Annotated in this window: 10 protein-coding genes; 7 read left to right on the top strand and 3 right to left on the bottom strand. The window is 69.4% G+C overall.

What is annotated here, in order from left to right:
- The first annotated feature begins 152 nt into the window (after nucleotides 1–152).
- On the top strand, nucleotides 153–1,919 hold the full coding sequence (locus FJM51_RS14305) for a thiamine pyrophosphate-requiring protein (protein ID WP_140454816.1): 1,767 nt from the start codon (nucleotides 153–155) through the stop codon (nucleotides 1,917–1,919).
- A gap of 9 nt (nucleotides 1,920–1,928) precedes the next feature.
- Nucleotides 1,929–3,029 carry an enolase C-terminal domain-like protein gene (locus FJM51_RS14310; RefSeq protein WP_210240292.1) on the top strand — a complete coding sequence of 367 codons (1,101 nt, stop codon included), beginning with the start codon at nucleotides 1,929–1,931 and terminating at the stop codon, nucleotides 3,027–3,029.
- A gap of 2 nt (nucleotides 3,030–3,031) precedes the next feature.
- Here FJM51_RS14310 and FJM51_RS14315 read toward each other — a convergent pair whose 3' ends face one another.
- The 3 genes from FJM51_RS14315 to FJM51_RS14325 form a co-directional block, all read right to left on the bottom strand.
- Nucleotides 3,032–3,766 (bottom strand): DUF4396 domain-containing protein, encoded by a 735-nt coding sequence (locus FJM51_RS14315; RefSeq protein ID WP_140454817.1) that lies wholly within the window; start codon nucleotides 3,764–3,766, stop codon nucleotides 3,032–3,034.
- A gap of 144 nt (nucleotides 3,767–3,910) precedes the next feature.
- Nucleotides 3,911–5,149: an amidohydrolase family protein gene (locus FJM51_RS14320; RefSeq protein ID WP_140454818.1), complete on the bottom strand. Its 1,239-nt coding sequence runs from the start codon at nucleotides 5,147–5,149 to the stop codon at nucleotides 3,911–3,913.
- A gap of 105 nt (nucleotides 5,150–5,254) precedes the next feature.
- Complete coding sequence (locus FJM51_RS14325) at nucleotides 5,255–6,289, bottom strand: LacI family transcriptional regulator (protein WP_140454819.1); 1,035 nt, start codon at nucleotides 6,287–6,289, stop codon at nucleotides 5,255–5,257.
- A 272-nt stretch (nucleotides 6,290–6,561) separates the two neighbouring features.
- Here FJM51_RS14325 and FJM51_RS14330 point away from each other — a divergent pair, with 272 nt between their 5' ends.
- The 5 genes from FJM51_RS14330 to FJM51_RS14350 all read left to right on the top strand — a co-directional run bounded on the left by FJM51_RS14330 (nucleotide 6,562) and on the right by FJM51_RS14350 (nucleotide 13,235).
- Nucleotides 6,562–7,791, top strand: a complete 1,230-nt coding sequence (locus tag FJM51_RS14330; RefSeq protein ID WP_140454820.1) for an ABC transporter substrate-binding protein — start codon at nucleotides 6,562–6,564, stop codon at nucleotides 7,789–7,791.
- 66 nt (nucleotides 7,792–7,857) lie between these two features.
- Nucleotides 7,858–8,751, top strand: coding sequence for a carbohydrate ABC transporter permease (locus FJM51_RS14335; protein WP_140454821.1), 894 nt, complete (start codon nucleotides 7,858–7,860; stop codon nucleotides 8,749–8,751).
- A 40-nt stretch (nucleotides 8,752–8,791) separates the two neighbouring features.
- Nucleotides 8,792–9,679, top strand: a complete 888-nt coding sequence (locus tag FJM51_RS14340) for a carbohydrate ABC transporter permease (RefSeq protein WP_438502758.1) — start codon at nucleotides 8,792–8,794, stop codon at nucleotides 9,677–9,679.
- Nucleotides 9,680–9,750: 71 nt separating this feature from the next.
- Nucleotides 9,751–10,836, top strand: a complete 1,086-nt coding sequence (locus tag FJM51_RS14345; RefSeq protein WP_140454869.1) for an ABC transporter ATP-binding protein — start codon at nucleotides 9,751–9,753, stop codon at nucleotides 10,834–10,836.
- 14 nt (nucleotides 10,837–10,850) lie between these two features.
- Nucleotides 10,851–13,235: a glycoside hydrolase family 2 protein gene (locus FJM51_RS14350; RefSeq protein ID WP_140454822.1), complete on the top strand. Its 2,385-nt coding sequence runs from the start codon at nucleotides 10,851–10,853 to the stop codon at nucleotides 13,233–13,235.
- Nucleotides 13,236–13,249 lie beyond the last annotated feature (14 nt).

Consider the following 13,249-nt stretch of genomic DNA (forward strand, 5'->3'; position numbering starts at 1 on the left):
AGTTCCTGCCCGAAAGCTGGTCACGCCCCCGTGCGCGGCCCGGAACAAAACCCGCGAGGCCCCGGTTTCCCCGGCGGAGGGCTCCACAGGGCCGGGACGCGGCCCGCCGAGCCGAAACCGGGCCTGAGCGCCCGCTGTCCGGAGATCTCATCATGGCGGATACCGTCGGCGACTTCATTCTCAAGCGCATGTCCGAATGGGGCGTCGACCGCGTGTTCGGCTTCCCGGGCGACGGGATCGGCGGTCTCGTCGCCGCGATCGGCCGCGACGACAAGATCGACTTCGTCCAGGCGCGGCACGAGGAAAGCGCGGCCTTCATGGCCTGCGCCCATGCGAAATTCACCGGCGAGGTCGGGGTCTGCGTCGCGACCTCGGGTCCCGGCGCGATCCATCTGCTGAACGGGCTCTACGACGCCCGGCTCGACCATCAGCCGGTAGTGGCGATCGTGGGCCAGCAGGCCCGCGCCGCGCTCGGCGGCAGCTATCAGCAGGAGGTGGATCTCCGCACCCTCTTCAAGGACGTCGCCGGCGCCTATGTCGAGACCTGTTCCACGCCCGCGCAGATGCGCCACCTGATCGACCGTGCCTTCCGGATCGCGAAATCCGAGCGCACCGTGACCTGCGTCATCGTTCCGAACGACGTGCAGGAGCTTCCGGCGGTGGAGGAGCCGCCGCGCGCCCACGGCACCGTGCATTCGAGCGCCGCCTTCTCCACGCCGCGCGTCGTGCCGGCCGAGGAGGATATCGAGCGCGCCGCCTCCATTCTGAACGCGGGCTCCAGGGTGGCGATCCTGGTCGGCGCCGGCGCGCTCGAAGCGACGGACGAGGTGATCGAGGTGGCCGAACGCCTCGGCGCCGGCGTTGCCAAGGCGCTGCTCGGCAAGGCCGCGCTGCCCGACGACCTGCCCTTCGTCACCGGCTCCATCGGGCTTCTCGGAACCGAGCCTTCGGACTGGATGATGCGCCATTGCGACACGCTGCTGATGATCGGCTCGCGCTTCCCCTATTCGGAATTCCTGCCGGCGGAGGGCGACGCGCGGGGGGTGCAGATCGATCTCGATCCGACGATGCTCTCGATCCGCTACCCGATGGAGGTCGCGCTGACCGGCGACGCCGCGGCGACCCTGCGCGCGCTGATCCCGCGTCTGGAGCGCAAGGAGAAACGCGACTGGCGCGAGGATATCGAGAAGCGCGTCGCGGACTGGTGGGAGGGCGTCGAGAAACGCGCGATGGAGGAGGCCGATCCGGTCAATCCGGAGCGGGTGTTCTGGGAGCTTTCCTCCCGCCTGCCGGAAAACGCGATCATCTCCGCCGACAGCGGCTCCTCGGCCAACTGGTACGCGCGCGCGCTTCGGATCCGCCGCGGCATGAAGGCCTCGCTCTCGGGCACGCTCGCCACGATGTGCCCGGGCCTGCCCTACGCGCTCGCGGCGAAATTCGCCTATCCCGACCGGGTGCCGATCGCCTTCGTGGGCGATGGCGCGATGCAGATGCTCGGCATCACCGATCTCATCACCGCGTCGAAATACTGGCGCGGCTGGTCCGACCCCCGGCTCGTCGTCTGCGTGCTCAGCAACGGCGATCTCAACCAGGTGACCTGGGAGTTGCGCGCGATGGCCGACAGCCCCCGGGTGCCGGAGACGCAGGACGTGCCGCGCATGGATTTCGCCGCCTACGCCGAGTTGCTGGGGCTGAAGGGGATCACCGTCGACACGCCCGACGCGATCGGCGCGGCCTGGGACGCCGCGCTCGCCGCCGACCGGCCGTGCCTGATCAACGCGATCGTCGATCCCGACGTGCCGACCCTGCCGCCGCATATCACCTGGTCGCAGGCGAAGTCCTACGCGACCGCGCTCGTCAAGGGCGATCCGGAAAGCGGCGGCATCGTGCGGCAGACGATCAAGCGGGTGCTCACCTGAGCGCCCGCCATGGCCGGCGACATGAGCCGCGCGCCGATCCGGAGCGTTCGCGCGCGCGCCTTCACGATCCCGACGGATGCCCCGGAATCGGACGGCACGCTCGAATGGCGGGAGACGACGCTGGTGCTGGCGGAGATCGAGGCCGGCGGCATGCGCGGTCTCGGCTATACCTATTCCGACGCCTCGGCCGGGAAGCTGATCGAGGACAAGCTGGCGGAGGCGCTGCGGGGCGAGGACGCGCTCGACATCCGCGCGCGCTGGACGGCGATGCGGGACCGGACGCGCAACCTCGGCCAGACCGGCCTCGCCGCCACGGCGATCTCGGCGGTCGACAACGCGCTCTGGGACCTCAAGGGAAAGCTGCTCGGCCTGCCGGTCGCGGCGCTCGTCGGGCGCGCGCGGCGCGAGATCCGCGCCTATGGTTCGGGCGGCTTCACCTCCTATGACGACGCCCGCCTCGCCGCGCAGCTGGGCGGCTGGGCGGAGCAGGGATGTTTCGCCGTCAAGATGAAGGTGGGCCGGAAGCCGGGGGAGGATCGTCGCCGGATGCGCGTCGCGCGGGAGGCCATCGGCGCCGGAACCGGGCTCTTCATCGACGCCAACGGCGCCTTCGACCGGAAATCCGCGCTCGCCTTCGCCGAGGCCGCGGGCGGGTTCTGCGCGCGCTGGTTCGAGGAGCCGGTCTCGTCGAACGATCTCGCGGGGCTGAGGCTGCTCCGCGACCGCGCGCCGGCGGGCATGGCGATCACCACCGGCGAATACGCCTTCGCCCCCTGGACCTTCCGCGACCTGCTCGGCGCCGGCGCGGTGGACGTGCTTCAGGCCGATGCGACGCGGTGCCTCGGGATCACCGGCTTTCTCGACGCCGCCGCGCTCGCGCTCGCCCATGAAGTGCCGCTCTCCGCGCATTGCGCGCCGGCACTGCATCTGCATGCCTGTCTCGCGGCGCCGGCGGCGGCGCATCTCGAATGGTTCCACGACCATGTCCGGATCGAGGCGATGCTCTTCGACGGCGCGCCCCGCCTCGCCGCCGGCCTCCTCCGCGACAATGGCGAGCCCGGCCTTGGCCTGGCGCCGAAGGAGGCCGAACTCGCGCGTTTCGCCGTCTGAGGCTACATCTCCTCCTTCAGCCCCTTGCGGATGAGCCACCAGTTCACCGGATAGGCGGTCGCGAAGCCGCAGAGCATGGCGAGCTGCATCATGAACCAGAACTCGACCGTGGGAACCTCCAGCCGGGTCTGGAGGATGTGGCCGAAGATCCAGAAATGGGCGAGCGCCATGAAGCCGTACATCCCCACCTGCCAGGCGGTGAGCGAAAGCGCGTCGGCCTTGACCGCCTGGATCAGCCCGTCCTTCACCGAAAGGCCGCGCATCGGCTTGATGGTGAAATACTGGAAGGCGATCCCGAGCCCGAAGGCGAAGATGTAGTCGAGGATCCAGACCGCGAAGATCTTCTCGCCGAAGAGGCTGTGCCAGCCGAACCAGACCGCGACCGCGGGGACGAGGAAGGCGAGCCATTCGGCGATCATGTCGCCGAGCGCGCAGCCCGCGCCGCAATGCGTGGCGCCCTTGCCGACCTTGGCCGGGAACGGGGTGAGCTTCTTGTTCGGCATCGGCTCGTCCCGCTCCATCGCGGGCTTGACGCGGCTCTGCGCGGCGAGCTTGCCATAGGTGTAATATCCCGCGAGCGCGATCGGCCCCGCGAAGAGCGCCGTCAGCGGCCAGACCAGGTTCATGATCCACATGTGCTGCGGATCGCGCCATTCGTCGACGATGATGATGAGGGAGCAGCCGAAGGCCACCGCGAGCGAGATTACGGAAAGGGCGTGCAGCCAGCCTGGGACCACCGGAAGTTCCTCCTGTTGCCGGGACGGATCTGGATGCGAACCGCCCGGCCGCGCGACTGTTCCGAGAAAGTGGGGAAGATATGCAAATGCATATTCGCGCGGACCGCCCCTCGTCGCGCGCGGCTCCGTCCGGGTGGGGCGGGGTTACCGGGCCGCGGCGTCCCAGAGCGGGCGGGCCGGGGGACGTTCGAAGGTGGGACGGCCGGCCTTCCAGCCGCGGATGACCGGGGCGACGCGGCGGACGGCCTCCGCCGGGCTCGGCGCGGCGATCAGCACGATATCGGCCGGCCCGCCCTCCCGCGGTCCGTAGGGCGCGCCGCCAAGCTGCGCGGCCGGGGCACTGGTCACCATGTCGAAGGCGGCCGCGAGATCGGCCTCGCGCGAGAGCTGCGCGACATTGGCATAGAGGTTCGCCATCCGGCAGAGCGAAGCGTCGCCATAGGGGGTGAAGGGATTGAGGATGTTGTTGCTCGCGACCGCGGTCCGGACGCCGAGCGCCCGGAGCCGGGGCAGCGGGGCGAGGCCGCGCGGCACCAGCCGGTCGCGGTCGCGTCCGAGCAGGAAGAGATCGGTGGCGGGCAGGGCGGTGACGGCGATCCCGGCGTCGGCGAGCATCCGGCCGAGCGCGGTGACCTCCTCCGGCCCCATCGCCGAGAGCTTGGTCGCATGGCCGACCGAGACGCGGCCCTGCCAGCCGTGCCGGCGGGTCAGCGCCGCGATTTCCGGCAGCGCGGCGCCACGCGGCTCGAGGTCGAAATCGACATGGAAATCGACGGGCACGTCGTGGGCGACCGCGAGATCGAAGATCGCCGCCAGATGCGCGGCGGGATCGGGATCGGTGTAGGGGCAGCCGCCGACGGAGGTGGCGCCCCGGTCGAGCGCCGCGGCGAGCAGCCGGAGCGTCTCCGGCTCGCGCGTCGTCCCTTCCTGGGCGAAGGCGCAGAGGTCGATGTCGAGCGCGGGCGCCATCGCCGCCCTGACCTCGATCAGCGCCCGGAAGGCGCGGTCGCCCACCCGCGGGTCGAGTTCGACGAAGCTCCGGAGCCGGGTGGTGCCCTGGAGCACCGCGAGACGCGCCACCTCCGCCGCCCGCGCCGCGACGTCCTCGACGGTGAACTCCGCCTTGGCGGCGGCGGTCAGGCGGACCGCCTCGGCGAGCGTGCCCTCCTCCGGCGCGCAGCGGTCGAGGAGCAGGGCCTTGTCGAGATGGATGTGGCAGTCGACGAACCCGCCGAAGGCGAGCGCGCCCTTCGCCGCGACGCGGGGCGCGCGCGCCACGATCTTCCGGGCGATCGCGCGGATGCGTCCCGCGCCCACGGCGATGTCCCAGAGCCCCGGCCGCTCCGCCAGCCGCGCGCCGGAGATGACGAAATCGAGGCTCATCCGCCGCCTTCCCGTCCGGCGGGGAAGGCGGTGGCGCGGTGAGGGGCGGGCGGTTCCATGCCGGGCATCATGCCACGCTCCCGCGCCAAGTCGATGGGGCGGGGATCACGCGTCGGGCGGGACGTCGATGCGCTGGAGCTCGCCCGGCGGGACGCCGGCCAGCGTGCGCGTGACGGCGTCGGCGAGGAAGGCGCCGGCGGCGCGGAAATCCTCGTGGATGACCACGGTCTGGCGCCGGAACTTCTCCATCATGTGGAAGGAATCCTTCACCGCGAGGTCGAAGTCGCGCCCGATCTCGAACCCGGCGGCCTCGGCGCCGCTGATGACGGCGATGGCCGCGCTGGCCGAGCCGCAGACGAAGCCGTCCGGGCGCCGGCGGGCCGAGCGCATCATCCGGCCCACCTCCGCCTCGATCGCCTCGTGGGCGCTGTCGATCGTGACCTCGCGGATCGGGATCTCGGTCAGGTCGAGCCGATCCAGCGCGCGGGCGAAGCCGGTGGACATGTGCTGGCAGTAGGTCAGGTTCGCCGGCGGCGGCAGCAGGGCCAGACGCTCGCGGCCGCGCGCGGCGAGCCGCCGGACGGCGATCTCGGCGTAGCGCTCGTTGTCGAAGTCGAAATAGGGGTGGACGATGTCCATCGCCGTGCGGCCGTGGGTAGCGAAGGGAAAGCCGCGCTCGCGCAGGTAGCGCACGCGGGGGTCCTCCGGTTCGATTCGGGAAAAGATCACGCCGTCGGCGGAGCCGGTCTCGACGATGTAGCGCACGGGTCCGAGCGGATCGGTGCGCGGGTCGTATGGGGTCACGATCAGATGGTAGGGCGTGCCGGCGAGCCGCTCCGAGATGCCGTGGACGAGATGGGGCGTGAGGCCGAGCACCTCGGTCTCGACCGACAGGATGAGGCTGATCACGTTGGTCTTGCCGGTGCGCAGCCTGACGCCGGCGCGGTTCGGCCGGTAGCCGATCTGCCCGGCGACGAGCCGCACGCGCTCCTTCGTCGCCTGCCCGATGTCGGGCGCGTCGTTGAGCGCGCGCGACACCGTGGTGACGCCGAGGCCGGTCATGTAGGCGATCGTTCTCAGCGTGGGCCGCCCCTTCGCGCCCCCGGGCCTCGGTCCGCCGCCCTGTCCGTCTTCCGCCATCTCCGCCATCCAGTCCTGCCGAATCGCAGGATAGCCCAGCCGCGCGGCGGGTACAAATCTGAAACGATACAGTAAACCCGGAGGCAGGGTGGATATGGCGAAAACCGGTCCGGGTGAGTCCGGTGACTCCGTATATAATGCACTGTTTATGCACATATAAATCCGAAATTATTCCCGGAGCGAGGATCGGTCGCTTCAGGCGACGGCGAAAAAGATAGCGCGATGGGTACCGATCCTGTAACGATGCAGAAAAACATACCGGGAGGCTACAGATGAAAAGACGCGCTCTTGCCGCGATGCTCACGGGTTCCGTCGCGCTGCCCTGGGCGGCGTCGGCCGCGGATCTCGAGGTCACGCACTGGTGGACCTCGGGGGGCGAGGCGGCGGCGGTCGCCGAATTCGCCAAGGCGTTCGACGCCACGGGCAATCATTGGGTGGACGGCGCCATCGCGGGGTCGGGCGAGACCGCGCGCTCCATCATGGTGAGCCGGATCACCGGCGGCGACCCGATGGGCGCGACCCAGTTCAACCATGGCCGCCAGGCCGAGGAACTGGTCGCCGCCGGGCTGATGCGCGACCTCGACGCCGTGGCCGAGGCGCAGGACTGGAAGAGCGTGATCAACCCGCCCTCGCTGCTCGAGAGCTGCATGCTCGACGGGCACCTCTACTGCATCCCGGTCAATATCCACTCCTGGCAGTGGCTCTGGCTGTCGAACCAGGCCTTCGCCGATGCCGGCGTGCCTGTCCCGGCCAATTGGGAGGAATTCGTCGCGGCGGCGCCCGCGCTCCAGAAGGCCGGGAAGATCCCGCTCGCCGTCGGACAGCAGGGCTGGCAGATGACGGGCATCTTCAACGACCTGCTGCTCGGGCTCGGCGGCAAGGACCTCTATCTCAAGGTCTACGACGAGAAGGACGCCGAGGTGGCCGGGGGCGCCGACGTGGCGAAGGTCTTCAAGGCGCTCGACGACGCGCGGACCCTCTCCAAGGGCTCCAACGTGCAGAGCTGGAACGAGGCCACCGCGATGGTGATCTCGGGCAAGGCCGGCGGCCAGGTGATGGGCGACTGGGCGCAGGGCGAGTTCCAGGTCGCGGGCAAGGTCGCGGGCACCGACTACACCTGCCTGCCGGGCCTTGGCGAGGCGCGGTACATCACCACGGGCGGCGACTCCTTCTACTTCCCGGCGCTCGACGATCCGGAAAAGTCCAAGGCGCAGGAAGTGCTGGCCGAGGTCATCCTGTCGCCGGAGACGCAGGTGGCGTTCAATCTCAAGAAGGGGTCGCTGCCGGTGCGGGGCGACGTCGATCTCGCCGCCGCGAACGACTGCATGAAGAAGGGCCTCGCCATCCTCAAGGAAGGCAACGTGCTGAAGAGCACGGACGAGCTCATCAGCCCGGATACCACCACGCAGCTCAACGACCTGATGAGCGAGTTCTTCGCCGAGTCGATGACGGCGGAGGACGCGCAGAAGCGCTTCGCCGGGCTGATCGAAAGCGCCGACTGACTCTGCCATGCCGGCCCCGGGGCGCGGGGCCGGCCCTTTCCGGAACAGACCGAAGGGGGGACAGCCATGTCCGCGGACGGGCCGCCTGGCCGGCTATTCAAGAACATCAGCGCGAAGATCGCGTCGATCCCGATGATCCTGACGGCGGTCGTCGTGTTCCTCGGCGGCACGCTCTGGACGGTAATCTATTCCTTCACCGACTCGAAGCTGCTGCCCCGGCTCAACTTCGTCGGCCTCGCGCAGTACGAGCGGTTGTGGTCGACGCCGCGCTGGATCGTCTCGATCGAGAACCTCGCGATCTACGGCATTCTCAGCCTGATCTTCTCCTTCGTGATCGGCTTCCTGCTCGCCGCGCTGCTCGACCAGCAGATCCGGTTCGAGAACACGTTCCGCACCATCTTCCTCTATCCCTTCGCGCTCAGCTTCATCGTCACCGGCCTCGTCTGGCAGTGGATCCTGAACCCGGATTTCGGCCTCCAGCACATCATCCGGGGGTTGGGCTGGGAGAATTTCACCTTCAACCCGCTCTACGACGCGCGCCTCGTGATGTTCGGCATCGTGCTCGCCGGGCTCTGGCAGGGGACCGGGCTCATCATGTGCCTGATGCTGGCGGGCCTGCGCGGCATCGACGAGGACATCTGGAAGGCGGCGCGGGTCGAGGGGATCCCGACCTGGAAGACCTATCTCTTCATCGTCATCCCGATGATGCGGCCGGTCTTCGTCACCACGCTCGTCATCGTCATGGCCGGCATCGTGAAGCTCTACGATCTCGTCGTCGCGATGACGGCCGGGGGCCCGGGGACCGCCTCCGAGGTCCCGGCGAAATACGTCTACGAGTTCATGTTCCGCGCCCAGAACCTCGGCCAGGGCTTCGCCGCCTCGACGATGATGCTGCTCAGCGTCGCGGTTGTCGTCATCCCCTGGGCCTATCTCGAATTCGGAGGGAAGCGCCGTGGCTAATCCCGACATGCTGGCGACGACCCTCGCCGCCACCGACGTCATGGGCCGGGCGGAACCGCGCGGGGCGCGGCCGCGCAAGACGCTGTCGCGGCGCAACGTCATGCTCTACGGCGTTCTGATCGTGGTGGCGCTCTACTACCTGCTGCCGCTCTACGTGATGCTGGTGACCTCGCTGAAGGGGATGCCGGAGATCCGGCTCGGCGGCATCTTCGCGCCGCCGATGGAGATCACCTTCGAACCCTGGGTGAAGGCCTGGTCGGAGGCCTGCACCGGGCTCAACTGCGACGGGCTCTCCCGCGGCTTCTGGAATTCGGTCCGTATCACCATCCCCTCGGTCGCGCTCTCGATCGCGATCGCGAGCATCAACGGCTACGCGCTGGCGAACTGGCGCTTCAAGGGGGCGAACACCTTCTTCGCCATCCTGATCTTCGGCGCCTTCGTACCCTACCAGGTGATGCTCTATCCGATCGTGATCCTGCTGCGCGAGATCGGGCTCTATGGCACGCTGACCGGGCTCGTGATCGTGCACACGATCTTCGGGATGCCGATCCTGACGCTGCTCTTCCGCAACTACTTCGCCTCCGTGCCGGAGGAGCTCTTCAAGGCCGCGCGGGTGGACGGGGCCGGGTTCTGGGGGATCTACTTCAAGATCATGCTGCCGATGAGCCTGCCGATCTTCGTCGTGGCGATCATCCTGCAGGTCACCGGCATCTGGAACGACTTCCTCTTCGGCGTGGTCTACACGAAGCCCGACACCTATCCGATGACGGTCCAGCTCAACAACATCGTCAATTCGGTGACGGGCGTGAAGGAATACAACGTCAACATGGCGGCGACGATCATCACGGGGCTCGTGCCGCTCACGATCTACTTCATCTCCGGCAAGCTTTTCGTGCGCGGCATCGCCGCGGGCGCGGTGAAAGGATGAGCGCCATGATCGCACAGCAGAGCATCGACGCGCGGCGGGTTCCCGAGGCAGAGGAGCGCCGGGTGATCGGGATGCCGGGCGCGGCGCGCGCCAGCAGCGTCTCGGTCAGGGATCTGCGGCTCGCCTATGGCGCGCTGACCGTGCTCGACCGGCTGAGCCTCGACATCGCGGAGGGCGAGTTCATCGTGCTGCTCGGCCCCTCGGGCTGCGGCAAGTCGACCCTGCTCAACTGCGTCGCCGGGCTCCTCGAGATCACCGACGGCCAGATCTGGATCAAGGGCCGGAACGTCACCTGGGAGGAGCCGAAGGACCGCGGCATCGGCATGGTGTTCCAGTCCTACGCGCTCTATCCGCAGATGACGGTGCGCGGCAACCTCGCCTTCGGCCTCAGGAACGCCGGCCTGCCGAAGGCCGAGATCGAGACGCGCATCGCGCGGGCGGCGGAGATCCTGCAGATCGAGCCGCTGCTCGAGCGCAAGCCCGCCGCGCTCTCGGGCGGGCAGCGGCAGCGCGTCGCGATCGGCCGCGCGCTGGTGCGCGACGTCGATGTGTTCCTGTTCGACGAGCCGCTCTCCAACCTCGACGCGAAGCTGCGCTCCGAGCTCCGGGTCGAGATCAAACGGCTGCACCAGCAGCTGAGGAACACGATGATCTACGTGACCCACGACCAGATCGAGGCGCTGACGCTCGCAGACCGGATCGCGGTGATGCGCGGCGGGATCATCCAGCAGCTGGCGGATCCGAAGACGATCTACAACCGGCCCGCGAACCTCTTCGTCGCCGGCTTCATCGGCTCGCCCGCGATGACCTTCCTGAAGGGCCGGATCGCGGAGCGGGGCGGCGCCAGCTTCTTCGAGGCGGGCGGCGCGGCCATCGCGCTCGACGGCTATCAGGGCGAGGTGCCGCCGGCGGGGCGCGAGGTGATCCTCGGCGTGCGGCCCGAACATGTGAGCGTGGGCGCGGAGGGCGCCCCGGCGACGGTCGATATCGACGAGCCGATGGGATCGGACAGCCTGCTGTGGCTGACCTTCGGCGGACAGTCGCTCTCGGCGCGCGCGCCGGCGGAGCACGGGTTCGGCCGCGGCGAGAAGGTCGGTCTCGGCTTCGACATCTCCAAGGCGTCGCTGTTCGATCCACGCAGCGAACAACGGCTCTGAACCCCGGAAAGACCATGCTGGACCTGACAGGCGACTGGACGCTCCGCGACGCGGAAGGCGAATACGCGACGACCGCGCGGCTGCCCGGGGATGTGCATTCCGCGCTCCAGGCCGCCGGAATGATCCCGGATCCCTACGCCGGGCGCAACGAATACGATCTGCGCTGGATCGCGGATCGCGACTGGATCCTGTCGCGACGGTTCGAGGATACCGGCGGGGCGCGGCTGCTCCATTTCGACTGTCTCGACACCCTGGCGGAGGTGCGGCTGAACGGCGCGCCCGTGCTCGAGGCGGCGACGAGCTTCCGGGGGCACGACGCGGCGGTGGAGACGCTCGCGGGCGAGAACCGGATCGAGATCACGCTGCGCTCGAATACCCGCGCGGCCGACGCGCTGGCGGCGGCGCAGCCCTTCCCGGTGCCCTATCACAGGGACAACTGCCCGATCCCGAACGGCAACATGCTGCGAAAGCCGCAGTGCGATTTCGGCTGGGACTGGGGTATCGCGCTGGCGCCGACCGGGGTTCATGGCCGGATCGCGCTGATCGGACCGGAGGGCGAGATCGCCGGGCCGGTGGTGGAGCAGGTCCACGAGGGCGGGGCGGTCCGGTTGCGCGTCCGCGCGCGGCTCAGAGGCTTCGCGCCCGGCGCGGCGCCGTGGCGGATCGCGGTCGGCAGCGCCGAGGCCGCGGGCGAGATCGATCCGGCGGCTAGCGAGCCGGTGGCCGAACTGGTGCTCGGGAACCCCGCGCTCTGGTGGCCCTCGGGATACGGGGAGCAGCCGCTCCACGCGCTGGAGATCGCCGTGGGCGGTCAGCGCCGGACCTTCCCGCTCGCGATCCGCGACATCCGGCTGGTCTCCGAGCCCGACGCGGCGGGGCGGAGCTTCCTCGTCCGGGTCAACGGGCGCGACGTCTTCTGCCGGGGCGCGAACTGGGTTCCGGCGGATTCCCTGCCCGGGCGGATCACCCCGGAGAGGACCACCGCGCTGCTCCGCTCGGCGGCCGGGGCCGGGATGAACATGATCCGGGTCTGGGGCGGCGGGCGCTACGAGCCGGACTCATTCTACGAGACCTGCGACGCGCTGGGGCTCCTCGTCTGGCAGGACTGCATGTTCGCCTGCCATCTCTACCCGGCGACCGCGGAATTCCTCGGCGAGGTGGATCGGGAGATCCGCGAGCAGGCGGCGCGGATCGGGCATCACGTCGCGCTCTGGTGCGGCGACAACGAACTGCTCGGCGCGCTGAACTGGTTCGAGGAATCCCGCGCGAACCGGGACCGCTACCTGGTCGCCTACGACCGGCTCAACCGGACGATCGAGCGCGCGCTGGTGGAGACGCTGCCGGGCGCGAACTGGTGGCCGTCGAGCCCCTCGCCGGGTCCGATGTCCTTCGGCGACCCATGGCACGACGACGGGGCGGGTGACATGCATTTCTGGTCGGTCTGGCACGAGGGCCGCGACTTCGAGCATTACCGCGACGTGAAGCCCCGCTTCTGCTCCGAATTCGGCTTCCAGTCCCACACCTCGCTTCCGGTGATCCGGAGCTTCGCCTCGGAGGCGGATCTCAACATCGCCTCGCCGGTGATGGAGAGCCACCAGAAGAACGCCGGCGGCAATGCGCGGATCGCGGAGACGATGTTCCGCTACTTCCGCTTTCCGAAGGATTTCGCGAGCTTCGTCTGGCTCTCCCAGATCCAGCAGGGCGTCGCGATCAAGACCGCCGCGGACTACTGGCGGAGCCTGAAGCCGCGCTGCATGGGCGCGCTCTACTGGCAGCTCAACGACACCTGGCCGGTGGCGAGCTGGTCGAGCCTCGATTACGGCGGCGGCTGGAAGCTCACGCATCATATGGCGGCGCGGTTCTTCCGGCCGGTCAACGTGGTGGCGATCCCCGAGGGCGGCGCGATCCGGCTCGTCGGGGTGAACGACACGGCCGGGCCGGTGGAGATCGGCGCCGAGGCCTTCGCCGTGACGCTCGAAGGGATGGCGCGGCCGCTCGCCACTGCCGGAGGACGCGTCGGAACCGAGGCCGCGCACTGCCTCGCGGAGCTGCCGCGCGACGCGCTGGCGGCGGGGGAGATCCTCGCCTTCCGCTGGAGCGCCTCCGACGGCGCGTCCGGCGGCGACATCCACGTCCCCGAACGCTGGAAGAACCTCGACCTCCCCGATCCCGGCGTCACGCTCGCGCTCACGCGGGAGGAGGGCGCGCTCCGCGCCCGGCTCTCGGCGCGGGCGGTGGCCTTCTTCGTGACGCTCGAGGCGTCGAAGCCCGGCCGGTTCTCGACCAATGCCATCACGCTCTTTCCCGGCCACGCGGCCGAGATCGTCTTCACCCCGGAGGATGGCGACACCGCCGGGGTGACCCTGACCACCCGCGACCTCCATTCGAGCTTCGCCTGACCCCGGAGACCACC

Source organism: Amaricoccus solimangrovi, from assembly GCF_006385685.1.
GTDB lineage: Bacteria > Pseudomonadota > Alphaproteobacteria > Rhodobacterales > Rhodobacteraceae > Amaricoccus > Amaricoccus solimangrovi.

Coding starts and splice junctions, on each gene's coding strand:
- FJM51_RS14325 (WP_140454819.1), bottom strand. CDS start 6,289: ATGGCGGAAGACGGACAGGGCGGCGGACCGAGGCCCGGGGGCGCGAAG.
- FJM51_RS14330 (WP_140454820.1), top strand. CDS start 6,562: ATGAAAAGACGCGCTCTTGCCGCGATGCTCACGGGTTCCGTCGCGCTG.
- FJM51_RS14345 (WP_140454869.1), top strand. CDS start 9,751: ATGCCGGGCGCGGCGCGCGCCAGCAGCGTCTCGGTCAGGGATCTGCGG.
- FJM51_RS14320 (WP_140454818.1), bottom strand. CDS start 5,149: ATGAGCCTCGATTTCGTCATCTCCGGCGCGCGGCTGGCGGAGCGGCCG.
- FJM51_RS14335 (WP_140454821.1), top strand. CDS start 7,858: ATGTCCGCGGACGGGCCGCCTGGCCGGCTATTCAAGAACATCAGCGCG.
- FJM51_RS14350 (WP_140454822.1), top strand. CDS start 10,851: ATGCTGGACCTGACAGGCGACTGGACGCTCCGCGACGCGGAAGGCGAA.
- FJM51_RS14340 (WP_438502758.1), top strand. CDS start 8,792: ATGGGCCGGGCGGAACCGCGCGGGGCGCGGCCGCGCAAGACGCTGTCG.
- FJM51_RS14305 (WP_140454816.1), top strand. CDS start 153: ATGGCGGATACCGTCGGCGACTTCATTCTCAAGCGCATGTCCGAATGG.
- FJM51_RS14310 (WP_210240292.1), top strand. CDS start 1,929: ATGGCCGGCGACATGAGCCGCGCGCCGATCCGGAGCGTTCGCGCGCGC.